The sequence below is a fragment of the Vibrio sp. 2CM40D genome (genome assembly GCF_023161825.1).
Classification (GTDB): Bacteria; Pseudomonadota; Gammaproteobacteria; order Enterobacterales; family Vibrionaceae; genus Vibrio; species Vibrio alginolyticus.
In genome coordinates, this window is the sequence record NZ_JALNTL010000009.1 from 139,880 (window position 1) to 162,289 (window position 22,410).

At 45.0% G+C, this 22,410-nt stretch carries 20 protein-coding genes; 7 read left to right on the forward strand and 13 right to left on the reverse strand.

What is annotated here, in order from left to right; all coding sequences use genetic code 11:
- Positions 1 to 33 precede the first annotated feature (33 nt).
- Both MTF70_RS19335 and queF read right to left on the reverse strand, forming a co-directional pair.
- Positions 34 to 2,316, reverse strand: a complete 2,283-nt coding sequence (locus MTF70_RS19335) for a hypothetical protein (RefSeq protein WP_080773725.1) — start codon at positions 2,314 to 2,316, stop codon at positions 34 to 36.
- A 164-nt stretch (positions 2,317 to 2,480) separates the two neighbouring features.
- On the reverse strand, positions 2,481 to 3,326 hold the full coding sequence (gene queF / locus MTF70_RS19340) for an NADPH-dependent 7-cyano-7-deazaguanine reductase QueF (protein ID WP_149192382.1): 846 nt from the start codon (positions 3,324 to 3,326) through the stop codon (positions 2,481 to 2,483).
- Between the two features lie 108 nt (positions 3,327 to 3,434).
- On the opposite strand from queF, the gene syd reads away from it, so the two are divergent.
- Both syd and MTF70_RS19350 read left to right on the forward strand, forming a co-directional pair.
- On the forward strand, positions 3,435 to 3,989 hold the full coding sequence (gene syd / locus MTF70_RS19345) for a SecY-interacting protein (RefSeq protein ID WP_205460844.1): 555 nt from the start codon (positions 3,435 to 3,437) through the stop codon (positions 3,987 to 3,989).
- 2 nt (positions 3,990 to 3,991) lie between these two features.
- The gene (locus MTF70_RS19350) at positions 3,992 to 4,768 is read left to right on the forward strand and encodes a Zn-ribbon-containing protein (RefSeq protein ID WP_005383605.1); all 777 of its coding nucleotides are present in this window, start codon (positions 3,992 to 3,994) and stop codon (positions 4,766 to 4,768) included.
- A 126-nt stretch (positions 4,769 to 4,894) separates the two neighbouring features.
- On the opposite strand, the gene MTF70_RS19355 is transcribed toward MTF70_RS19350, so the two are convergent.
- The 3 genes from MTF70_RS19355 to metN are packed head-to-tail and all read right to left on the reverse strand — an operon-like array spanning position 4,895 to position 7,438.
- Positions 4,895 to 5,704, reverse strand: a complete 810-nt coding sequence (locus tag MTF70_RS19355; protein ID WP_005381966.1) for a MetQ/NlpA family lipoprotein — start codon at positions 5,702 to 5,704, stop codon at positions 4,895 to 4,897.
- Between the two features lie 32 nt (positions 5,705 to 5,736).
- Positions 5,737 to 6,414, reverse strand: a complete 678-nt coding sequence (locus MTF70_RS19360) for a methionine ABC transporter permease (RefSeq protein WP_005383604.1) — start codon at positions 6,412 to 6,414, stop codon at positions 5,737 to 5,739.
- Positions 6,404 to 7,438 carry a methionine ABC transporter ATP-binding protein MetN gene (gene metN / locus MTF70_RS19365; RefSeq protein ID WP_005381962.1) on the reverse strand — a complete coding sequence of 345 codons (1,035 nt, stop codon included), beginning with the start codon at positions 7,436 to 7,438 and terminating at the stop codon, positions 6,404 to 6,406. The genes MTF70_RS19360 and metN overlap by 11 nt, the downstream gene beginning before the upstream one ends.
- 341 nt (positions 7,439 to 7,779) lie before the next feature.
- Here metN and gmhB point away from each other — a divergent pair, with 341 nt between their 5' ends.
- From gmhB to treC, 4 genes are all read left to right on the forward strand, one after another.
- A complete protein-coding gene (gmhB, locus tag MTF70_RS19370; RefSeq protein WP_054729997.1) occupies positions 7,780 to 8,331 on the forward strand; it encodes a D-glycero-beta-D-manno-heptose 1,7-bisphosphate 7-phosphatase in 552 nt (183 codons plus the stop codon).
- Between the two features lie 74 nt (positions 8,332 to 8,405).
- The gene (treR, locus tag MTF70_RS19375; RefSeq protein WP_005381960.1) at positions 8,406 to 9,353 is read left to right on the forward strand and encodes a trehalose operon repressor TreR; all 948 of its coding nucleotides are present in this window, start codon (positions 8,406 to 8,408) and stop codon (positions 9,351 to 9,353) included.
- A gap of 176 nt (positions 9,354 to 9,529) precedes the next feature.
- Positions 9,530 to 10,954 carry a PTS trehalose transporter subunit IIBC gene (treB, locus tag MTF70_RS19380; protein WP_054729996.1) on the forward strand — a complete coding sequence of 475 codons (1,425 nt, stop codon included), beginning with the start codon at positions 9,530 to 9,532 and terminating at the stop codon, positions 10,952 to 10,954.
- An 87-nt stretch (positions 10,955 to 11,041) separates the two neighbouring features.
- A complete protein-coding gene (gene treC, locus MTF70_RS19385) occupies positions 11,042 to 12,727 on the forward strand; it encodes an alpha,alpha-phosphotrehalase (RefSeq protein ID WP_191116343.1) in 1,686 nt (561 codons plus the stop codon).
- A 99-nt stretch (positions 12,728 to 12,826) separates the two neighbouring features.
- On the opposite strand, the gene MTF70_RS19390 is transcribed toward treC, so the two are convergent.
- The 3 genes from MTF70_RS19390 to MTF70_RS19400 all read right to left on the reverse strand — a co-directional run bounded on the left by MTF70_RS19390 (position 12,827) and on the right by MTF70_RS19400 (position 16,071).
- Positions 12,827 to 13,726, reverse strand: a complete 900-nt coding sequence (locus tag MTF70_RS19390) for a hypothetical protein (protein WP_132937043.1) — start codon at positions 13,724 to 13,726, stop codon at positions 12,827 to 12,829.
- Positions 13,727 to 13,857: 131 nt separating this feature from the next.
- Positions 13,858 to 15,378: a winged helix-turn-helix domain-containing protein gene (locus MTF70_RS19395; RefSeq protein WP_191116342.1), complete on the reverse strand. Its 1,521-nt coding sequence runs from the start codon at positions 15,376 to 15,378 to the stop codon at positions 13,858 to 13,860.
- A gap of 90 nt (positions 15,379 to 15,468) precedes the next feature.
- Positions 15,469 to 16,071 (reverse strand): YitT family protein, encoded by a 603-nt coding sequence (locus tag MTF70_RS19400; protein WP_017635671.1) that lies wholly within the window; start codon positions 16,069 to 16,071, stop codon positions 15,469 to 15,471.
- 347 nt (positions 16,072 to 16,418) lie between these two features.
- On the opposite strand from MTF70_RS19400, the gene glyA reads away from it, so the two are divergent.
- Positions 16,419 to 17,669 (forward strand): serine hydroxymethyltransferase, encoded by a 1,251-nt coding sequence (gene glyA, locus MTF70_RS19405; protein ID WP_005381985.1) that lies wholly within the window; start codon positions 16,419 to 16,421, stop codon positions 17,667 to 17,669.
- Between the two features lie 446 nt (positions 17,670 to 18,115).
- On the opposite strand, the gene lipA is transcribed toward glyA, so the two are convergent.
- From lipA to MTF70_RS19430, 5 genes are all read right to left on the reverse strand, one after another.
- A complete protein-coding gene (lipA, locus tag MTF70_RS19410) occupies positions 18,116 to 19,081 on the reverse strand; it encodes a lipoyl synthase (RefSeq protein WP_005391329.1) in 966 nt (321 codons plus the stop codon).
- Positions 19,078 to 19,740: a lipoyl(octanoyl) transferase LipB gene (gene lipB, locus MTF70_RS19415; protein WP_005384137.1), complete on the reverse strand. Its 663-nt coding sequence runs from the start codon at positions 19,738 to 19,740 to the stop codon at positions 19,078 to 19,080. The genes lipA and lipB overlap by 4 nt, the downstream gene beginning before the upstream one ends.
- 176 nt (positions 19,741 to 19,916) lie before the next feature.
- Positions 19,917 to 20,195, reverse strand: a complete 279-nt coding sequence (gene ybeD / locus MTF70_RS19420; RefSeq protein ID WP_005384135.1) for a DUF493 family protein YbeD — start codon at positions 20,193 to 20,195, stop codon at positions 19,917 to 19,919.
- Positions 20,196 to 20,334: 139 nt separating this feature from the next.
- Positions 20,335 to 21,513 carry a serine hydrolase gene (locus MTF70_RS19425; protein WP_005384132.1) on the reverse strand — a complete coding sequence of 393 codons (1,179 nt, stop codon included), beginning with the start codon at positions 21,511 to 21,513 and terminating at the stop codon, positions 20,335 to 20,337.
- 91 nt (positions 21,514 to 21,604) lie between these two features.
- The gene (locus MTF70_RS19430; protein ID WP_017635670.1) at positions 21,605 to 22,408 is read right to left on the reverse strand and encodes a septal ring lytic transglycosylase RlpA family protein; all 804 of its coding nucleotides are present in this window, start codon (positions 22,406 to 22,408) and stop codon (positions 21,605 to 21,607) included.
- Between the last annotated feature and the right edge of the window lie 2 nt (positions 22,409 to 22,410).

Below are 22,410 nucleotides of genomic sequence, written 5' to 3' on the forward strand. Positions count from 1 at the left end.
CGTCATTAGTTATTACGTTCAACAGGCGTTTAATTATCCATTTTTTAATATTTTCTTGATGTCGTCCTCATTCTTGTAGGACGAATGGATCTTGATCAGGCCTTGGCTAATGGCATGTTGACAGGCAGTTCTTATGTTACCTGTTGCAAAGCTAGCAGCAGGCGCATTATCGATGGCTTTTAAGAACACCCAGTGGCTTTGCTTATCCTTCAAGCTGACTTCTCGTGCGATGTGAGTCGCAAGCAACAACAGATCGAGTAATTCCTCATCGTTAATTGCAGTGTAGGCTCGGGGTAAGAACGGATAATCACTGATGCCCATACGAATAATACGATTGACGTTGTGCTGCTGTGCGAACTCATCCACCCAAGTCTGGAATTTTTCGAACATGACTTCGGCAGAAGCATCACGGTCAGCGTTCGGTTCTATGTAGAGTAAGTTCGCATCTGAGAAATGGTAAAGACGCGACGGTTTTTCTATTTTTTCCGCAAGGAAGTCGCCAAATGCCCGTTCTAGTTCTAGACCTGCCTTATAGCCGTTATGGACGTACATGCTTCGTAAGAATGGCAAATCGATCATAACAAAGCGTAGGCGATCATTAAGTGGTTCGTGGATCAATTCACCCATTTGCCATTGCTCGAAAGTTTCGCTCGACTTTTTCAATGAGCGAGAAAGCTTAACATTCAGCATACGCAAGTTACGTAAACGAGAGCGAGAGTGGGTGAAGAGGTCGTTACGCAGTTTTTCGATTTCACTTGCTTGGCGCTGCATAATGACACCACGGCGCATAATGAACAAAAACATGACCAAGACAGTAATAAACAATGCAAATGAGATTTTCTGGAATTTACGATGCTCTCTTTCCACTTGCTCTAAGCGTTCTGATTGACCGATGTAATGGATGGTTTGTTCGGCAAATTCTTTTTGCTGACGGAACGCATCCTCACTGATTTGGTTAAGCTGCTTTTGTTCTAGACGAACGAGGTTGGTGTATTTTTTATAAGCTTGCAGAGAAAGTTTGTATTCGCCTGCCTGCTCGTAACCCAACCCAAGTAAACGGTATGACTGCTGCTTAATGAAGTTGTTATTTTCAGGTGACTTTTCAGCAAGCGCTAACGCCAGCTTAGCATTAGTAATGACGTCTTTACTGTCATTTTGATGATAAGCCAGACCTGACTGAAGCAGGGCAGCCTTTGCTTCAAGCTTAGGAATATTGGTGTATTCTAAAAGCTCTTTAGAGCGGTCTAAGTACTGCTCTGCTAGCGCGTAGTTATAGAGTTGTAGGTAGGTAGCCGCCAAGCTTAAGCGAATTTTAATGATTCTATTGATGTTCTTACTGGTACTTTCATGGTCAAGCACGTTGAAGTAATGCACTAACGCAAGGTTAAACTTACCCTGATAAAAGTAGATGTCGCCCATTTGCTCTAGGACGTCCGCTAGGATCGGAGAGCTAGGGTAAGAGTCATAAAAATCTGCGGCTTGAGATAAGTATTCGATCGCTTTGTCGTACACTCGTCGCTCCTGGAAGAGCCTAGCCAAAAGGCGATTCACTTTTGCTAATCTTGCACCACTGTTACTTTCAATAGATTGCCAATAACCGTATAGCAGTTCTGACAAAGCCAAATTGTATTTCTTGCTATTGAGGTAAAACTCGCCGACGGCAGTGTAGTAGTCGATCAAGGCTAACTCAGAGCGGCTATCGTCAAGCATGGTCTTTGCTTCAGAGTACAAGTTTTCCGCTTTAATGACATCGCCACTATGTGAAGCGAGGAGTGCTCTTTGCATCACTAGTCGGTAGCGAACGCTGTCGGTGCGTTGTAATACGGCATCGGCTTCATCGAGCTGTTGTTCAATTTGGTTAAGCGTGTCTTCCGCTTTTGAGTAGTTTTCGTCGTACATCCAAATCATTTGGTTGCGCATCAGCTGGAGATCTAAGTCCATGTACGGCAATTGATATTCTTGCGCTAAGCGTTCCGCTTTATTTAGGTGCTCGATAGCCGAACGAACATTACCCATGGCGTAATCTGCCTGAGCGATAATCTTGTGCGCTTCGATGGTGCTGCTTGGTGTGCGAACGCTACGATCTGTTTCGTCGCGAGACATGGCTGAAGGGCTGTCACTTTCTTTGCGTTCTGTTAGTTCACGCTGTGACAAATAGTTGGTTGCCGCTTGTTTTGCTTGTGATGGCTCTATTTCCGCCAATTGTTGTGCTTCGTTGAGTAACGCGGACGATAAAATGGTAGCATGAAGTGGCTGTACAAACAGCAAGCAAAGAAAGCCAATCAACTTGAATAGACGCGAACTGTCCCAAAACATCCTTTCGTTCCCTCGAACTGTTTTTAGATATGGCGATAACGGCGAAAAGCCTCAATTAGCCGTTTAAATGCGGGTTGAAGCCATTTGATATAGTAACATGCCTGGACAATAAAAACGTCCGGCAACCCTTTAGATTGCCGAACTTATTTCTGTTGCCTATGCGCTTACTGACGAGCCATACGGTGATTGTGAGCTGGCTTATCTTGTTCCGTTGAGCGGTAAGGGTTGATATCCAAGCCTCCACGGCGCGTATAGCGGGCAAATACGGTCAGTTTGCTTGGTTGGCAATATTTCATTAGATCCGTAAAAATACGCTCTACACACTGTTCGTGGAACTCATTGTGCTCGCGGAAAGACACTAAGTAACGTAACAGCTTCTCACGATCTATTTTTGCGCCTTGGTAGCGAATTTCTACACTGCCCCAGTCGGGTTGGTTAGTGATCAAACAGTTTGATTTCAATAGGTGGCTATGTAGCACCTCTTCAACTTGTATTTCACCTGCCGCACCTTCAAGCAAATCGGCATCAAAATCGTAACTGGTGATGTCAATGTCTTGGTCATCTACACATTCACCGTCCATTGTCACGATAGGTTGATTGGTATAGTGGGTCACTGGATTCACCTCAACCAGCACCTTTTCACCTGCGCATTCAGAAAGGTCTTGTGTTAAACGCTCAGTCACTTCTTCCCAGCTTGCAAAGCGGGTTTGGTTATAGCTGTTTAAGTACAGTTTGAAAGACTTCGATTCAATCAAGTTTGCGCTGGTGGCTGGAATGTATACTTCGCCAACGGCCACTTGTGGTAAACCTTTACTATTTAACCAAGACAGTTCGTACAGCGTCCAAATGTCGTGCCCCATGAAAGGCAGAGTATCGCCTAACTGGAGGTCATCTCGGTTCAGGCTGCGAGGGACTGGTTGCAGCAAGCTTGGGTCATACTGGTTCGCATACTCGGTCGTTTTACCTAGTGTTAAGCCAGCAAGCTCTTTAGCGTCAGAATATTTGCTCATACTTTGTGGTCGTTTTCGATTAGAATGGCGAGAATTTTACTGAATCCGCTGGTCAATTGCCATCCGGCAAGTACGGCTATCTGATAAATAAGGAATGAGGAGACCTTCATGACCCAAAACGTTACTCAGGCGCTACAAGAGTTCAGCCTGCGCTACCAACAAGCTTGGCAAGCTAAGCACAATGAGTTGCCAAGCAGTGAAGAGCTTGCAGAGCTTGCAGAGCTTGTTTCTCCTTGTGTCGAAGAGAAGCGTGATGGAAAGGTGCTTTGGAAAGCGGTCGCACGTGATGAAATGGCCGATTTCACCAATGTGGAAAATGCGATTGAGTTGTCACTGCAAGATGATGTTAAAGCCTTTTATGGTTCTCAATACTGCGCTGATATGGAGGCAACTTGGCAAGGTAATTCGTTGACGCTGCTGCAAGTGTGGAGCGATGACGATTTCGTGCGTCTACAAGAAAATATTCTTGGTCATTTGGTGACGCAGCGCCGCTTGAAACTTAAACCAACAGTATTTATAGCAGCGACAGATGAGGAAATGGATGTGATTTCTATTTGTAACCTCACTGGCAATGTGATTCTAGAGCGTTTGGGCACCTCTAAACGTGATGTATTGGCAGATTCATTGGTTGAGTTCTTGAATAAGTTAGAGGCTGCCGTCTAAGTATGTATGTTGTTGAGTTGCAGTTTGAGTGTTTTGATAACACCACCGTCAGCGCGGTAGACAAAGCCATTAATGGCTTGATGGATGCTCTGCGTTACAACGGCCAAGTATTAGGTCGTGAATTCCCAATAGTGATGGGAGAAGGTGAATTTTTCGTTCGTGTTGTTTGCCCAGAACAAGACAGCTTGCATCCACGTTATCACTCAGATTTCGTCAAAGTGTGCATGAACCGTTTGTCGGATGCGTCTTTGCTTGCACCGAAAATGCGCATGCTGGGGCGTGATTTGAATTCAGAACAAGCAGCCGAAGAAGAGACACCTAGCTGGCAAGTGTTGTACACGACTTATGTTCATACGTGTTCGCCTTTGCGAAGTGGTGAAACCCTGTTGCCAATTCCTTTGTATCGTAATGAGCCAACACTTAATGGAGACCATAAAGCCGTCATTAAGTGGCAGACTGAGTGGCAAGCGTGTGATGAAATCCAAATGGCAGGGGGTTGCCGAGCGGAACATGCGGCGCTGCACGAAATTTGCGATGTGGATAGTGTGCTGTTTCGCCGAGGTTGGGACTTACGTGGCCGTATCGAATACATCACGAAGATCCCTACGTACTATTACCAGTATCGTGTCGGTGGTCAGTCGCTGGAGAGCGAGAAAGCGCGCAAGTGTCCAAAATGCGATGGCGAGTGGCTACTCGATGAGCCACTACATGACATATTTCATTTTAAGTGTGATGACTGCCGAATCGTGTCGAATATCTCTTGGGACCATCTTAAGTAGCGAATTGAAGCTACTTAAATGGGTAGATAGACAAATAGAAAGGGCTGATGTTTTCACATCAGCCCTTTTGTGTTTAGAACGTTTATGTTTAGAACGTTGTTTTCAGTCATGTTTTGAAAAGTGGGATTACCAACCTTTCACAACACCGCCTTTGAACAGCTCTTTTGCCGCTTCGTAAACTTCTTCCGTTTGGTAAGCTTTTACGAAGTTTTGTACGTTTTGCGCATTAACATTTTCTTCGCGAGCGACAATTAGGTTTACGTATGGTGAGTCTTTATCTTCAACGAACACGCCGTCACGCTCTGGCGATAGGTCGATAGAGCTTGCGTAAGTGGTGTTGATGATAGATAGCGTTACGTCATCCAATGAACGCGGAAGCTGTGGGGCTTCTAGTTCAATGATTTCGATATTTTTAGGGTTGCCTACGATGTCACGTACTGTAGCGAGTAGACCAACGCCATCACGTAGCGTAATCAAACCTTGTTGCTCAAGAAGCAGTAGTGAGCGACCTAGGTTAGTTGGGTCGTTTGGTACTGCGATGCGTGCGCCATCTTGAATTTCATCAATTGATTTTACTTGCTTTGAGTAACCAGCAATAGGGTAAACGAATGAGTTACCCGCGATAGCCAGTTTGTAGCCGCGGTCTTTCACTTGTTGATCTAGGTATGGTTTGTGTTGGAACGCATTCGCGTCTACTGAACCATCATCCAGAGCGGCGTTTGGTGTTACGTAATCGGTAAATGTTACTAGCTCAACGTCTAGGTTGTATTTCTCTTTTGCTACTTTAGCGGCAACTTCGGCTACTTGTGCTTCAGCACCAGCAATAACGCCAACTTTTACTTTGTTTACGTCTACTTCTTTGTCGCCACAACCCGCTAGAGCAAGAGCAGAGGCAGCCGTTGCTACAGTCAAAAGACCTTTAAGGCTAAATTTCATCTTTATCTCCTTATAATTTGTATTTTTGATACTTATCTGTGGTCTACACGGCGCACCACTGCGTCACCGATAGACTGAATAATCTGTACTAGAACAATCAACATCACGACAGTCACGGCCATGATAGTTACATCGTAGCGGTGGAAACCGTAACGAATGGCTACGTCACCTAGGCCGCCGCCGCCTACCGTACCCGCCATAGCTGAGTAGCTAACGAGAGTGACCAAGGTAATCGTTACTGAGTTAACAATAGTCGGCATTGCTTCAGGTAGTAGAACTTTTGTGATGATCTGTGTTGGTGTCGCCCCCATTGACTGCGCTGCTTCCACCAAGCCTGTCGGTACTTCTAATAAAGCACCTTCAATAAGACGAGCGACAAAAGGAATGGCGCCAATAGTCAGTGGGACGATTGCTGCGGTTGTACCGATAAAGGTTCCAACTAGCATTTTTGTCACTGGAATAATCGCAACCATCAGTACGAGGAATGGCACAGAACGACCAATGTTAACGATAGCGCCTAAGCCGCTATTTAGTTTGGTGTTTTCAAGTAGGCCGCCTTTCTTAGTAATATGGAGGATTACGCCTAATGGAATACCCACAGCAAAGCCGACTAATCCGGCAACCGCAACCATGTAAAGCGTTTCCCACGTTGCACCTAAAAGTAGTTTGCTGTTTAAGCTCAGCCATTCAGAAATCGTATTAAAGGACATAACCAAGTACCTCTACTTTTACGTTGTGCTTACGCAGGTATTCAAGAGCTGCGTTGTCATCTTCTTCGTTACCAAATAGCTCTGCGACCATCATGCCGAATTTCACGCCACCAGCGTAATCAAGGTCGGAACTCAAAATACTCACATCAATATTGTATTTACGAGAAATTTGCGACATTAACGGTGCATCGACGGTTGCGCCAGTAAACTCTAAGCGAACCAACGGGTAGCTGCCATCAACACGCTCTGCTTGCAGACGAGCTTGGTAATCTTCAGGAATGGAAAGATCCAGCGTTGAGCGAATGAATTGGTGCGCTAGCTCTGTCTTAGGGTGCGCAAAAATATCGCCAACGGTGCCTTTTTCCACCAGCTCACCACCACCGATGATTGCTACTTCGTGACAGATACTTTTTACGACTTCCATTTCGTGAGTGATAAGTAAAATCGTGATGTTGAGTTTGCGGTTGATCTCTTTCAATAACTCAAGGATAGATTGAGTTGTTGCCGGGTCTAGCGCACTAGTGGCCTCATCACAAAGCAGCACGCTAGGATCGGATGCCAATGCACGAGCAATTGCCACACGCTGTTTTTGGCCGCCACTTAAGTTAGATGGGTAGCTCTCGTGTTTGTCGGCTAAGCCTACAAGCTTTAGCAACTCAGTTACTTTTGTTGTGATTTGCGATTTGTCTTTACCTGCCAGTTCTAGTGGCAGTGCTACATTATCAAACACAGTACGAGACGAAAGCAGGTTAAAGTGCTGGAAGATCATGCCAATGTTACGGCGTGTTTCGACTAGTTGTTTTTTGCTGAGTTTGGTTAGATCCACACCATCAACGATGATGGAACCAGAGGTCGGCGCTTCTAACATGTTTACGCAGCGAATCAGCGTACTTTTACCAGCACCTGATGAACCGATAACACCAAAGATGGTGCCTTTGTCGATGTGTAGGTTAATGTCTTTCAGGGCAAGGATTTCCTTACTGCCTTGGTAGAACACTTTATTGACGTTTTTTATTTCTATCATGTTTCAACCTGCCCAAAGATACGGGGAACTTCGCTGTCAAAAACGGCCTTTGACAGAACTTAATGTTGAGCTTTATCTCAATTTTCAGTTGATGCTATGGGTTAAGCTGAATGAAGTCAATAGATATTTTTACGTCTAGACGTCTAAATGTATGGATGTTCTGTTTCGAAACGGAGATGTATAGATAGAAAGGAGGAGGTAGACGGCAGGGCACCCTCAGATTTACCGATTCTTGCCCAACAAATCAACCGTTTTGTCGAGGCCTAGAATGAATTAGATAGTGTTGAAGTTTATAAGGTATGTAATAATCTGATTAAACCGAGTTAATAGAGAAATACGTTTTGGCAAAACCTGCTGTTTTTATCGATCGTGATGGCGTGATAAACGTTGACCACGGCTACGTTCATGACGAACATGATTTTGAGTACATTGATGGTGTATTTGAAGCGACGAAAGCGCTAAAAGATAAAGGCTACCTTCTAGTGTTAGTGACGAATCAATCGGGCATCGCACGCGGTAAATTCAGTGAAGACCGTTTCTTGTCTCTGACTCAATGGATGGATTGGAACTTTGCTGATAAAGGTGTTGAGTTCGATGGTATCTATTACTGTCCACATCATCCAGAACATGGCATTGGCGAGTACAAGCAAGATTGTGAGTGCCGTAAGCCAAAACCAGGCATGTTCATTTCTGCGCGTGACTTCTTGAAGATCGACATGGAGAAATCTGTGATGATCGGCGATAAAGCTGAAGACATGATGGCAGCAGAAGCGGCAGGCGTTGGCACTAAGATTTTGGTTCGCACTGGTAAGCCAGTAACGGAACAGGGCGAAGCCATTGCAACGGTAGTATTAGATAGCATTGCAGATGTGCCTGCGTACTTAAACAAGTAATCTTCATTACTGACTGAGATAAGGGAAGCCACTGCTTCCCTTTTGTTTGATTCCTTCTTTTAATCTGAACACTTATGAGCAAAAAACTCACCATTCTTGATATCGCAAAATTGGCAGGCGTGGGCAAATCAACAGTAAGCCGTGTGCTTACTAACGATCCCAAGGTAAAACCGCAAACGCGTGAGAAGGTAGAGCAAATCATTCGTGAATCAGGCTACGTCCCATCAAAGTCGGCGCAGTCGATGCGTGGTGGCAGCCAAAAAGTCATTGGGGTTATCATCTCCCGTTTAGACTCACCATCAGAAAATCGCGCCGTTGGTACCATGCTCAATGCTTTGTATTCCGCTGGTTATGATGCGGTGATCATGGAAAGCCAATTCGATCGCGATAAAACCAATGAGCATTTGGATGTGCTTAAACGTCGCAACGTCGATGGGGTGATCGTGTTTGGCTTTACTGGATGTGATGAGCGAGCATTGGCGGAGTGGGGGAATCGTATCGTCGTGATCGCGATGGACACGCAAATGGTTTCCTCGATCAACTACGATAACCAAGGTGTGATAGACATGGCTTTGTCTCACCTTGAGCAGCAATCTTTATCTCGCATTGCTTATATTGGTGTTGATCCTGAAGACAAAACCACTGGCTTAGCTCGTCTAAATGCTTATAAAGCTTGGTGTCAACGCAAGCAAATTGCACCTTGTTTCCAAACGGGTAAGTTGAGCCATGAAAGTGCTTATCAGTTGGTAGACAAAGTCCTTCAATCTGATACTCAGGCCATCGTGTGCGCCAGTGACACTATCGCGTTGGGCGTGATTAAGCGTCTTCAAGAGTTAGGACGTGAAGACGTGGTTGTGACAGGTGTTGGTGGTAATGAATTGCTCTCTTTCCTTTTCCCTAAAGTATTTAGTGTCGACCCAGGTTATACCCTTGCAGGTGAGAAGTCCGCTAACATGCTGATCAATCAATTAAATGGCGATGAGGAAGTGGTTCACTTTACTCAACAGCCTATCGTTTGTTAATCCACACTAAAACGATCTGCTCTAAAATTATACTGTGATCATTCTCAATTAATGGGACTGTTCCCATTTTGTTTTTTGTCTTCGAATGGCAATATTAAAATTAAGAAATGGGAATGTTCCCATTTATAAAAACAAAATGATGAATCGAATGTATCCAATACAGGGTGGACAAAGTTATGAGTAAGATTGCGCGTCAAGATGTACAGCGTCTTATTGAGCTGGTCGGGGGATCGGACAATATTGCCAGTGTAAGCCACTGCTTAACTCGCTTGCGTTTCGTGTTGAATGACACTGACAAAGCCGATACAAAACAGTTAGATGCACTGCCTATGGTGAAGGGCTGCTTTACCAACGCAGGTCAATTTCAGGTCGTCATCGGCACTGAAGTTGATGAAGTTTACAAAGTACTGATCGAGCTAAGCGGCAAAAGTGAATCGAGCAAAGATGAATCTAAGAACGCTGCTCGTCAAAACATGAACATCGTTGAGCGTGGTATTTCCCACCTTGCTGAAATCTTTGTACCACTGCTACCTGCGATCATCACCGGTGGTCTGATTCTTGGCTTCCGTAACGTGATTGGCGACATCAAGATGTTTGATGGTCAAACGCTAACGGAAATCAGCCAGTTTTGGGCAACGGTACACTCTTTCCTATGGCTAATTGGTGAAGCAATCTTCTTCTTCCTACCAGTTGGCGTGTGTTGGTCGACAGTGAAAAAACTCGGCGGTACTCCGATTTTGGGTATCACATTGGGTGTCACGCTGGTTTCGCCACAGTTAATGAACGCCTACCTAATTGGTAAGCAAGTACCCGAAGTGTGGGATTTTGGCTTATTCGCCATCGAGAAAGTGGGCTACCAAGCGCAAGTGATTCCGGCAATGCTCGCTGGTATGGCACTGGCGTTTATTGAAACCAACTTAAAACGCATCATTCCGTCTTACCTTTACCTAGTGGTTGTGCCGTTTGTCTCTATCATTGTGTCTGTGATTCTTGCGCACTCTATCATTGGCCCATTCGGTCGTATGTTGGGTGATGGTGTTGCTTTCGCAGCAAAAGCAGCCATGACAGGTGACTTCGCAATGATTGGCTCAACCATCTTCGGCTTCCTATACGCGCCATTGGTCATTACTGGTATTCACCACACCACCAACGCGGTTGACCTTCAATTAATGCAAGAGCTAGGCGGCACGCCAATTTGGCCTCTGATTGCGCTTTCAAATATTGCTCAAGCGTCTGCGGTCGTCGGCATCATTATCATCAGTAAAAAACATGGCGAGCGTGATATCTCAGTACCTGCGGCTATCTCTGCTTACCTTGGTGTGACCGAGCCGGCGATGTACGGCATCAACTTGAAATACAAGTTCCCAATGCTGAGCGCGATGATCGGTAGTGCGTGTGCTGCTGCTATTTGTGGTAGTGCGGGCGTAATGGCGAACGGTATCGGTGTGGGCGGTTTGCCGGGCATCTTGTCTATCCAACCGCAGTTCTGGGGCATTTTTGCTTTGGCTATGTTAGTCGCAATGCTAGTACCTGCTGCATTAACGTTAATTCTTTATAAGCGTGCACAAGCCAAAGGTGAGCTTGAGCCTGCAAACGCGTAATTCTATTTGAGGCAGTGACTTGGCTGCCTCCTCCTATTTTTCTTTTCAAATTTTAAGTTTCCGATTACTGGTAAGTGAGTGTTAGAAATGGCTATGACCAAGCATGATGAGAGCTGGTGGAAAACCGCAACCATCTATCAAATTTACCCAAAAAGCTTTTGTGACAGTGGCAGTAAAGGCACGGGCGACATCAAAGGGATCATTTCTAAGCTGGATTATCTTAAGCATCTTGGTGTGGATGCGATTTGGCTGACGCCGGTTTACCAATCACCAATGATCGACAACGGTTATGACATATCCGATTACTACTCGATCAACCCTGAGTTCGGCACTATGGAAGATTTCGATACTTTGCTAGCAGAAGCGCATCAGTTGGGCATTCGTATTATCATGGACATTGTAGTGAACCACACGTCGACAGAACACAAGTGGTTCCAATCCGCACTGGGTGATAAAAACAGCCCATACCGTGATTACTACATTTGGAAAGATCCGGTAGATGGTGTAGAACCAAACAACTGGCAATCTAAGTTTGGTGGTAACGCTTGGGCGCTGGATGAAAAAACAGGCCAGTACTATTTGCACCTTTTTGCTAAAGAGCAAGCGGACTTAAACTGGGAAAACCCAGTAGTGCGTGAAGAAGTGAAAGAAGTCATCAGCTTCTGGGCAGACAAAGGTGTCGATGGTTTCCGTCTCGACGTTATCAACCTGATTTCCAAGCAGCAAGATTTTCCAAGTGACGATATTGGTGATGGTCGTCGTTTCTACACGGATGGTCCACGTGTGCACGAATACCTTCAAGAGATTAGCGAATCTGTGTTTCAAAAATACGGCAGCGTGACGGTGGGTGAAATGTCTTCCACTACGCTAGAGCACTGCCAGCAATATTCTTCGCTAGACGGCAAAGAGCTATCCATGGTGTTCAACTTCCATCATCTGAAAGTCGATTATCCAAATGGTGAAAAATGGACCAAAGCGCCGTTTGATTTCATTCAGTTAAAACAGATCTTCAATCATTGGCAAACGGGCTTAAATGGCAAAGGGTGGGGGGCGCTGTTCTGGTGTAACCACGACCAGCCACGCGTTGTGAGCCGATTAGGTAACGACGAGCAATACCGTGTTGAATCTGCCAAGATGCTTGCGGCATCAGTGCACATGATGCAAGGCACACCTTATGTTTACCAGGGGGAAGAGATCGGCATGACCAACCCGGGTTATACCGAAATCAGCCAATATCGTGATGTTGAAAGTACTAACATGTACGACATCATGGTCAACCGTGATGGTGTATCTCATGACGATATGATGGCGATCTTGGCACAGAAGTCGCGTGATAATTCACGTACACCAATGCAATGGAACAGTGCAAAACACGCGGGCTTTACTGAGGGAACGCCGTGGCTTGAAGTGGCGCAGAATTACTCTGAAATCAATGCTGAAGCTGCGGTTGCCGATTTGAACTCGGTGTTCTACTTTTACAAGCGTCTGATTGAACTGCGTAAACAGGTTCCAGTCATCACCGATGGCCGTTATGAAGATTTACTGCCAGAGCACAAACGTATTTTCGCTTACGCTCGTCAGAACGATAAGCAAACGCTGCTGTGTATCAATAACTACTATGCTGAAGAGGTGGAATGCGTTCTGCCAGAACGTTTTGATATGAGTAAAGCGAAAAACTTGCTATCTAACTATCAAAACTCAGCGAGCGCAGTCGCGTCAAACCATCAAGTGTTACGACCTTACGAAACTCGTATTTTATTGATAGAAGAATAAACTCGGGTGTCATCACCCCTAAGATTGATGTTCGAGATGAAGGCTTTGGTGTGCTCCCCAAAGCCTTCTTTTATTGAGATATCTATAAAAAATGCAAGCTTATTTTGTTTCAATCGCTGTTAGCTGCACTTTCTCTTCGTTGATTTGTACTTGTTGTACTTTCAGCAGTTCAATTTGTTCTATCAGACCTAAGCTCGGATTAAACCAACGTTCTGCCGAAGTGGCGAACTCCATTGAGTCCATATCATCACAGTTTAGGTTGTAGATGTTCTCTTCCATCAGGTATGCCGCTTCAATTTTCTTGCCTGAGATCGAGAACGCTTTACGCACGCCAGTTTCTCGGATTTGCTGTTGCCAAACCACTTGGCAAGATGCTGTCATAGGAAGGTTTTGTACCCACTCATGCTCTTCAAAACGGTCTAGTAGGTTGTGAACTGAGTAGCCTGTAAGAGTGGTTTGCAGAGACATAGTTTCTTCACCGATGTCAATATTCGGGCTTTTCTCTTTTACGTCGTCACCGTTTAGGCGGAAAATCGGACCGCTGTGCATAAGCATGGCAATAAACTGATGACCAATGAAATAAGCGTCAGTGATTTCATGGAGTGCACCATCTGATCCTGCAAAGTAAAGCGTATTGCTCTCTTCGTCGTCGTTGTACTGCTCGTCTGAATAGTAGAACTGTTCGGCGCCGTAGTTCATCAAGTCATTAACCAACTGGACCATTGCCTCGCTGTTTGGGATTTGTGCCAATGCTGCCAATATTTGCTCGCTATCCATCGCTTGGAAGCTCAGTTTCATGTCGCCCTCTGGTTGGCCATCCAAGCTAAACGAATAGCTCAATTGTGTGTTTGGTACAGGAGCGAAAATGGAGTTGTGAATCGAGACGTCGAAACTTTCTTGAGGCACTTTGTTTGGATTCGCACTGCCAGAAGACGAACCTCCGCCACAGCCGTAAAGAGCCAGAGTTGCTGCTGCGATAAGCGTCATTTTGTTTAGCATGGTTTACATTCCTGATTGATAAGGCCGCTTCATGTTGGGCCGTTGCTTGAATGCGAGCATGCTAAGTTCAGCGAGAGAAAAAGGGCAAAAAACAAAAGATAACAGGGGTTAATGAAAGCTTAATTTTATATTTAGGTCTTTGTTTTATTTGGATTTATTTCGTTGGCTACATTAGTGCAATACTCGTTAATGAGCGCTTTCCATCGGCTTATGATTTCTTGATCGGTCACACTAACATGCAACGTTTTCCACGGTTGGAGGCAAGTCTCTTTTGATTCAGATTGAGAAAGACGCTCAAACAAGGTTTCGGAAGGTAAAACGCGCAGCAGCGCCACCAGTGATTCCATGTAGTTGAGACGGAACTGTTCAAGTTTGTTCTGCTTGTAAGCAATGTGAGACACAAAGGTATAAATCAGTGCGTTTTGGATACGTGAGTCGCCATCTGGTGTCGTTAACAGGGCTTTTGCCCTGTCTAAGTTACCTAATTTGAAATGCAATAGACCTAACCAGAGGCTCAGCTCATCTGGCAAAACATCAAACGACGATTGTACTTGAGTTAAATACGCTTCCAGCTTTTGATGTTCGTGCTCGTATAAGGCGAGATGTCTTGCCGTTGTTATAGCCGCAAACTCATCAGATTGTCGGAGAGGTTGGCTAGAAAAGGCATTCTCGAATAACATTTTTTTGTGAAGATCCGAAAGCTGCCACGTACTTGCCGAAGGTGCAGGCAGATTGAAGTATTGCGCGACATCCGAGTGCATTTGGAAAATATCCGATTGTAGGTCAGATAAACGCAGTGTGTACTCATTGCGAAACGCCAGCTTGCCCGTCGCAGGATAAATAAGGTTCATCTGCGCTTTCAAGATGCCTTGCTCTGCGCCGTCTTTTAACTCGATATTGAGCTCGTAGTCGCTGGTCTGCATGTTTCGTGCGCCAGGGAAATATGGCGTATGACCGATAGGATCAAGAAAGTAACTGGGAGCATCTTGGTTGGCGATGTCGGTGTATGGATATTCGACCTGTTGTTGCAGCAAGATGGCTTTGACCAGTATGCGGTATTTTCGCGCCTGAGAGCCGATTGAATCGACACGGTTGAGTAGTAGCTCGACTTTGGGAATCAGTAGTTGATGACGTGTTTGTTGTGTTGAGATTTCTTGGCGTTGCCATAACAAGCTTGCGAGTGTCATGCTACATACCGCAAGTATGGCACATAAGCTGTAAGCAAAAATCAGCTTGAAGTTCTTATTACTCGCCACCTGGGTTGAGATAACGCGCCGATGGTTTTTCGCTGGTGGCACTAAACGAATATTGGCAGGGTTAAGAAAGTAGCCTTTGCGGGGGTAAGTGACCAAGAGCTTAGCGGCATCGTATTCGGGTAAGTACTGCTGTAGCAGGGCACGTAAGGTGCTAATGCGGTTCGTGAGCACATTCTTAGAGATGAACTTGCTCTGCCAAATGGTTTCAATAATGGTGTCAGCAGAGAGTGGGTGGCCAACGCTTGTTAACAGCAGTTCTAATAATTCAATGGTGCGAGGTTCAAGATCAATCGCGATAGCATCTTGATGAAGGGTCTGTGTCTTCGGGTTATAGATCAGCTCTCCAATCGCAATACAACTGTGAGTCTGTTTAGCTTGTTGCAGAAAGTCGCGCATACCGTACCGATCTATTTGGAAATCGCGAAGTATTATATAGCGATTGGAGCGCGAAATCTTATAAATCGCGCTTCAATCATTATCAAAAATTTATGAACCGTAGGTCACGGAATAGCGGTGCGGTTTGTGGTTCATCGCTAACACGAGATTGAGTGCAAACGCCCCCAAAATTGAAAGGCCAATCACTTCTGGTGTGACAAAGAAGAATGAAGCAAACAGGATACATGCATCGATTGCCATTTGGCTTTTGCCAACTGAAATGCCAAATTTGTCTTGGATAAACAAACACAGCACGTTAAAGCCACCCAAGCTGGAGCGATGTCGGAATAGGATCAGCATACCAAGCCCCATTAAAAGTCCGCCTGCGACGGCGCAATAAACTTCATTTACCGATTCGAGCGAGATTAGCAAATAAAGATGATCGGCAAAGATAGAAACCAACGCGCCAGAAATGGCACTATTAATGGCGAAATGACGGCCGAAGCGTTTCCATGCTAGTAAGTAAAAAGGACTGTTTGCTAAAAAGTACAGCACACCAAAGGTAAAAGGTGTAAATTGGCTAATAAGCAGAGCCAATCCAGTCGTGCCTCCCGTTAGAAGGTTCGCGGATTGGAGAAAGAAAACGCCTTGAGCTACTAAAAAGGTACCCGTGAGAATCGCTATCCAGTCTTCTTTTAATGAGTGTTTTTCCATCAATGTTGCAGTCATTAGTGATAAATAAGGCGTGCATAGTAGTAAAAAGATGATCTTTTCGGTAGCTAGAGGGTAAAATTTACGGTAAACCTATGTAATTGCTGTTTTACAGGGTGTAAAGCACAAATTTGACAGGCAATAGATTGTCGTTATGCGATTGCAATGCTGGCATGGTAAACATTGCTTGTCATCATGAAAAAACTGCATGAGAAAAATTGTAAATTTCTCTTTATGACCTAAATCAAATTATGTAGAATGCGCGCCATTAGGGTGACGAAAACGTTTGCGTTGGGTCATTCAACAGTTTTTTTGCAACTTTCAGTACTAATCTGAGTCAGGAGATACAGATGCTTAAGCGTGATATGAACATCGCAGATTACGATGCGGAACTGTTCGCAGCTATCCAGGAAGAAACCCTTCGCCAGGAAGAACACATTGAACTTATCGCTTCTGAAAACTACACAAGCCCACGTGTAATGGAAGCGCAAGGTTCTCAGCTAACGAACAAATACGCTGAAGGCTACCCAGGTAAGCGTTACTACGGCGGTTGTGAGTACGTAGATAAAGCTGAAGCACTAGCAATTGAGCGTGCATGCCAACTATTTGGTTGTGAGTACGCTAACGTACAGCCTCACTCAGGTTCTCAAGCAAACAGCGCAGTTTACATGGCGCTTCTTAACCCAGGCGATACAGTTTTAGGCATGAGCCTAGCGCACGGTGGTCACCTAACTCACGGTTCACCAGTAAACTTCTCTGGTAAGCACTACAACGTTATCCCTTACGGTATCGATGAAGCTGGTCAAATCAACTACGACGAGATGGAACAGCTAGCACTTGAACACAAACCTAAGATGATCATCGGTGGTTTCTCTGCTTACTCGCAAATCGTTGATTGGAAACGCATGCGTGAAATCGCTGACAAAGCAGGTGCTTACTTATTTGTTGATATGGCGCACGTAGCTGGTCTTATCGCTGCCGGTGAATACCCAACACCAGTACCGCATGCTCACGTGGTAACAACAACGACGCACAAAACACTAGCAGGTCCTCGCGGTGGTCTTATCTTGTCAAATGCTGGCGAAGATATGTACAAGAAACTGAACTCAGCAGTGTTCCCTGGTGGTCAAGGTGGTCCTCTAATGCACGTTATCGCTGGTAAAGCAGTAGCGTTCAAAGAAGCGATGGAGCCAGAGTTCAAAGCTTATCAAGCTCGCGTAGTGAAAAACGCAAAAGCAATGGTTGGTCAGTTCCAAGAGCGTGGCTACAAAATCGTATCTAACGGTACAGAAAACCACTTGTTCCTTGTTGACCTAATCGACAAAGATATCACTGGTAAAGACGCAGACGCGGCACTAGGTGCAGCAAACATCACTGTAAACAAGAACTCAGTACCAAATGACCCACGCAGCCCATTCGTAACGTCTGGTATTCGTGTAGGTACGCCAGCGATCACTCGCCGTGGCTTCACTGAAGAAGATGCAAAAGAGCTAGCAAACTGGATGTGTGACGTTCTAGATAACATCGGCAACGAAGAAGTTATCGAAGCGACTAAACAGAAAGTGCTAGAAATTTGTAAGCGTCTACCAGTTTACGCATAACTGCTTTTCATCGAGTGAGTCGATTTCGGTGTCGAACATACTCATTTGCTCGCGCAAACTCCGTGTGTTCTCCTAGAACTCGACTCATCTATTTTGAACATTGATATACTAAAGGTCCTCAATTGAGGGCCTTTTTGTTTGTCTGGCGTTTGGAATGAGATATAGCGAAGAGTGTGTGATAAGGAGATGGCTACCAACACTGTCCCTTTCAATATATCCAAACCGCGTCATTCCGACGAGCCTAGGCGAGAGCAGGAATCTTGTTGAGGCACACTCTTTTACTCAGCGTTTCCCTAAAAATCATCAGTATTCTGAAAACAGATTCTGAATCACGCTCGTTCCTCGCTGTTCAGAATGACGGAGGTAGAATGGCTTTTTATCATCATTTGACAGATACAAAAAAGGTTGGCACTGAGCCAACCTTTCTTTTGAAAACAAACGAGAGCTTACTTAATCTCGATACCTTGAGCCTGCATATCGGCATGGTAAGAAGAGCGAACAAATGGACCACACGCTGCATGCGTGAAGCCAAGTTCTAGTGCAACTTCTTTTAGCTCGTCAAACTCTGATGGTGGAACGTAACGTTCTACTGGCAAGTGGTGACGGCTTGGCGCTAAATACTGGCCTAGAGTCAGCATCGTTACGCCGTGTGCGCGTAGATCTTTCAGTACTTCGATGATTTCTTCTTTGGTTTCACCAAGACCCATCATCAAACCAGACTTGGTCGGTACATCTGGATGCTGCTCTTTGAACTTCTTAAGGAGCTCAAGTGACCATTTGTAGTTCGCACCTGGGCGAGCTTTACGGTAAAGACGTGGCGCGGTTTCTAAGTTGTGGTTGAAGACATCTGGCGGATTGTCTTTCATTAGATCAAGCGCTACATCCATGCGACCACGGAAGTCAGGAACCAGTGTTTCAATCTTAATATGCGGGTTTAACGCACGGATCTCGCGGTTACAATCGGCAAAGTGTTGTGCACCGCCGTCACGCAGATCGTCACGGTCAACAGAAGTGATTACTACGTATTTCAGCTTCATATCGGCAATGGTTTTCGCCAGTTTTTGAGGCTCTTCTGCTTCCGGTGGTAATGGGCGGCCATGAGCAACGTCACAGAAAGGACAACGACGAGTACAAATAGCACCTAAGATCATGAAGGTTGCTGTACCGTGGTTAAAACATTCCGCTAGGTTCGGGCAAGATGCTTCTTCACATACGGAGTGAAGTTTATTCTTACGCATCGCCGCTTTGATGTCTTGAATTCGTTGGCTGTCGGCTGGTAGCTTGATCTTCATCCAATCAGGCTTACGTAGCACTTCTTTCTGCTCTGTAGGCATGTTCTTTACGGGAATCAATGCCATTTTATCGGCGTCACGATATTTAACGCCTTTTTCCATCTGGATTGGTTTGCTCATGCTTTATTACCTTGAGAAGGTGCTTCTGTGCTGAATTCTACTTGCTCATAATCGAGCAAAGTAACGAGTTCTTCTATTAATTGTTTTTCTACGGCTTCTACATTGTCTGGGCCGCCAAATTGGCTGACCTGAACCATTTCCATACCTTCATAACCACAAGGGTTAATACGCAGAAACGGTGTTAAATCCATATTTACGTTCAAGGCTAAACCATGAAACGAGCACCCTTTACGAATGCGTAAACCGAGAGAGCATATTTTCTTACCGGCAACGTAGACACCTGGTGCGTCAGGTCGCGCGGCTGAGTCAATATTGTATGCTTTTAGCGTGTTGATCACGAGGTTCTCGATTGTGGTAACGAGATCTCGTACACCTAATTTTTTGCGGCGTAGGTTGATCAAGAAGTAGGCGACCAACTGACCAGGGCCATGATACGTAACCTGGCCTCCGCGATCACTTTGTACAACAGGAATATCGCCAGTGTTAATCAAGTGCTCAGCTTTACCTGCCTGTCCTTGCGTAAATACTGGGTTATGTTCTACCAACCAGACTTCATCACGGGTTTCTTCTGTGCGTTGGTCGGTGAACTCATGCATCGCCTTCCATACAGGCTCATAGTCTTGGCGGCCAAGTCGTTTTACAACAAGTTGGTGTTGCATGGGAATTCCTGTTGCTAATATATAAAGTTTTTGGATTATAAACCGGATAACCCTGATGCTCTACCGCTGCGTAACAGATTTTTAACTGAAAGCGATGTAAAGCCTCGTTATCTCTTTGATAAATAAAAAGAAAGCAGCCAAGGCTGCTTTCAAAAAAAATTTAATATATCAAAAAATTATAGAACCATGCGTACGATGTCAATTTCACCTAACTCTTTGTACAGTGTCTCAACCTGCTCGATAGAGGTTGCAGTAATGTTGATTGACACAGAGTGGTAGTTGCCCTTAGCACTTGGTTTAACGGTCGGGCTGTAGTCACCTGGAGCATGGCGCTGAATAACTTCAAGAACAAGCTCTGGAAGTTCAGGCTTTGCATGACCCATTACCTTGTAAGTAAATGAACAAGGGAACTCAAGCAGGTCTTTTAATTTTGCATCAGAGTTGATGGTTAGCATATCGATAACTCCAGTAGATATTCGTTGCGGTGCGAAATAGTACAGTCAAATTAGGGGGAACTCAAGACGAGGAGCTCAAACTTAAAAAGCCGCCCATTCAGGCGGCTTTGCGAATAAGTTTGCTACTCTAACGTTCTTTTTAGAAGAAGCTCTTGAATAACAATACGATGTAATCCCACATGCGGCTAAATAGACTACCTTGCTCTACGGTTTCTAGTGCCATTAGTGGGTACTCGGCAATATCTTCACCATCGATCTGATAGTATAGCTTACCAACTACATCACCTTTATTAATTGGGGCTTCTAGCTCTTTTTCAAGGACGAAGCTTGCTTTTAGGTTTTTCGCTTCACCACGCGGTAGTGTTACGTAAGTATCTTGGTCAAGACCCAGTGCTACGGTGTCTTTGTTACCCATCCACACTTTTTCTTCTACGAACGTTTCACCTGCTTTGTGCGGTGCCACTGTTTCGAAGAAACGGAAGCCGTAGCTTAGCAGCTTTTTGCTTTCTGACTTACGAGCATTGGCATCTTTAGTACCCATAACGACCGCAACCAAGCGCATTTGACCTTCAGTTGCTGAACTTACTAGGCTGTAACCCGCATTACTTGTGTGACCCGTTTTGATGCCGTCAACGTTCATGCTCTTATCCCAAAGTAGACCGTTACGGTTGTATTGGGTGATGCCGTTGTAAGTAAATTTCTTCTCTGAGTACACTCGGTACTCATTTGGTACGTCACGGATAAGTGCTTTACCTAGCAGTGCCATGTCGTATGGTGTTGAGTACAATTCTGCGTTATCTAAGCCATGAACGTTGGCAAAGTGCGAGTTAGTCATACCCAATGTGTTGGCCCAAGCGTTCATTAGGTCAACAAATGCATCTTCTGAACCTGCAATATGTTCTGCCATCGCAACACAGGCATCGTTACCTGACTGGACGATGATACCTCGGTTCAGGTCACGTACTTTAACTGTTGTGCCTACTTCAATGAACATCTTTGATGAATCAGGGAAGTTTTTCGCCCACGCATTTTTACTGATGGTGACATCATCATCTTCTGAGATATTACCACGCGCTAGCTCTTGGCCGATTACATAGCTGGTCATCATCTTAGTCAGACTAGCTGGAGACAATTTTGTGTTCATCTCTTTCTCTGCCAGTACTTTACCTGAATGGTAATCCATCAGCACGTAGCCCTTCGCCGCGATTTGAGGGGCATCTGGAACAACGATAGGTGATGCAAGAGCAGATTGAGCGAAAGTTGCAGAAAGGGCAACCGAAGAAACGAGAATAGATTTCACAAACTTATTTTTATTCATGGTAATTCAAATTTTTGGGTTAACTGCAGACATCTTATCAGAATCCCTAGTTATGTAAGAGGGGGATCAAAGAGAAATTCATGACACGAGGTCATTTGGCAGTGTTGTGTTTTTTAATAAATGCAGACGAATAGCCGAGCAACTTTACTTTATCTAATGTGGCTTGCGTCAGGGAATAGTCAGTAAATGGCCCTAACAACAAGCGATAAGACTCTTTCGCACTCTCTAGGAAAGTTTCTGTATCCAATTTTTGACCAAGCTCGGTACCTAAAGTTCGCGCGCGTTCTTCATTTTTTGATGATGCCACTTGAATAACGTACCTAGGGTGCGCTTCTAATGACTTTTTGTCCGTGGGCTGATTGATACTGATCACTTCAATTTCCACGTTCGCGGTGCCTGTTTTTATGACATCTAACTTGTGCGCGGCGGCATAGCTTAAATCAATGATACGGCCATCGTGAAAAGGACCTCGGTCATTAACTCGTACTATGGTGGTTTTGCCGTTGTCAGTATTGGTAACTTTTACGTAACTTGGTAACGGTAGCGTTTTATGCGCTGCCGTCATTGAGTACATGTCATAGATTTCGCCATTAGAAGTCAAATGACCTTGGAATTTTTTCCCATACCAAGATGCGCGGCCTTTTTCTTTAAAGCCTTTCGCATTGCGAACTATTTTGTAGTCTTTGCCTCGCAAGTGGTAATCTTTGTTCCCACCTAGGCTGTACGGTTCATATTTAGGATGCGCATCCTCGATGTGTTCGACTGAAAGCGGTGTATCCGGTGCAACATCGGATTCGAGTTCGTAACGGCCTTCTTGTTCTTTTTGGCTAGTTGATGAACAGCCTGCCAAAATAAGAGCAGAGAAAACCAAGGAATATAAAGCGCGTTTTTGCATGT

Coding starts and splice junctions, on each gene's coding strand:
- MTF70_RS19335 (WP_080773725.1), bottom strand. CDS start 2,316: ATGTTTTGGGACAGTTCGCGTCTATTCAAGTTGATTGGCTTTCTTTGC.
- queF (WP_149192382.1), bottom strand. CDS start 3,326: ATGAGCAAATATTCTGACGCTAAAGAGCTTGCTGGCTTAACACTAGGT.
- syd (WP_205460844.1), top strand. CDS start 3,435: ATGACCCAAAACGTTACTCAGGCGCTACAAGAGTTCAGCCTGCGCTAC.
- MTF70_RS19350 (WP_005383605.1), top strand. CDS start 3,992: ATGTATGTTGTTGAGTTGCAGTTTGAGTGTTTTGATAACACCACCGTC.
- MTF70_RS19355 (WP_005381966.1), bottom strand. CDS start 5,704: ATGAAATTTAGCCTTAAAGGTCTTTTGACTGTAGCAACGGCTGCCTCT.
- MTF70_RS19360 (WP_005383604.1), bottom strand. CDS start 6,414: ATGTCCTTTAATACGATTTCTGAATGGCTGAGCTTAAACAGCAAACTA.
- metN (WP_005381962.1), bottom strand. CDS start 7,438: ATGATAGAAATAAAAAACGTCAATAAAGTGTTCTACCAAGGCAGTAAG.
- treR (WP_005381960.1), top strand. CDS start 8,406: ATGAGCAAAAAACTCACCATTCTTGATATCGCAAAATTGGCAGGCGTG.
- treB (WP_054729996.1), top strand. CDS start 9,530: ATGAGTAAGATTGCGCGTCAAGATGTACAGCGTCTTATTGAGCTGGTC.
- treC (WP_191116343.1), top strand. CDS start 11,042: ATGGCTATGACCAAGCATGATGAGAGCTGGTGGAAAACCGCAACCATC.
- MTF70_RS19390 (WP_132937043.1), bottom strand. CDS start 13,726: ATGCTAAACAAAATGACGCTTATCGCAGCAGCAACTCTGGCTCTTTAC.
- MTF70_RS19395 (WP_191116342.1), bottom strand. CDS start 15,378: ATGCGCGACTTTCTGCAACAAGCTAAACAGACTCACAGTTGTATTGCG.
- MTF70_RS19400 (WP_017635671.1), bottom strand. CDS start 16,071: ATGGAAAAACACTCATTAAAAGAAGACTGGATAGCGATTCTCACGGGT.
- glyA (WP_005381985.1), top strand. CDS start 16,419: ATGCTTAAGCGTGATATGAACATCGCAGATTACGATGCGGAACTGTTC.
- lipA (WP_005391329.1), bottom strand. CDS start 19,081: ATGAGCAAACCAATCCAGATGGAAAAAGGCGTTAAATATCGTGACGCC.
- lipB (WP_005384137.1), bottom strand. CDS start 19,740: ATGCAACACCAACTTGTTGTAAAACGACTTGGCCGCCAAGACTATGAG.
- ybeD (WP_005384135.1), bottom strand. CDS start 20,195: ATGCTAACCATCAACTCTGATGCAAAATTAAAAGACCTGCTTGAGTTC.
- MTF70_RS19425 (WP_005384132.1), bottom strand. CDS start 21,513: ATGAATAAAAATAAGTTTGTGAAATCTATTCTCGTTTCTTCGGTTGCC.
- MTF70_RS19430 (WP_017635670.1), bottom strand. CDS start 22,408: ATGCAAAAACGCGCTTTATATTCCTTGGTTTTCTCTGCTCTTATTTTG.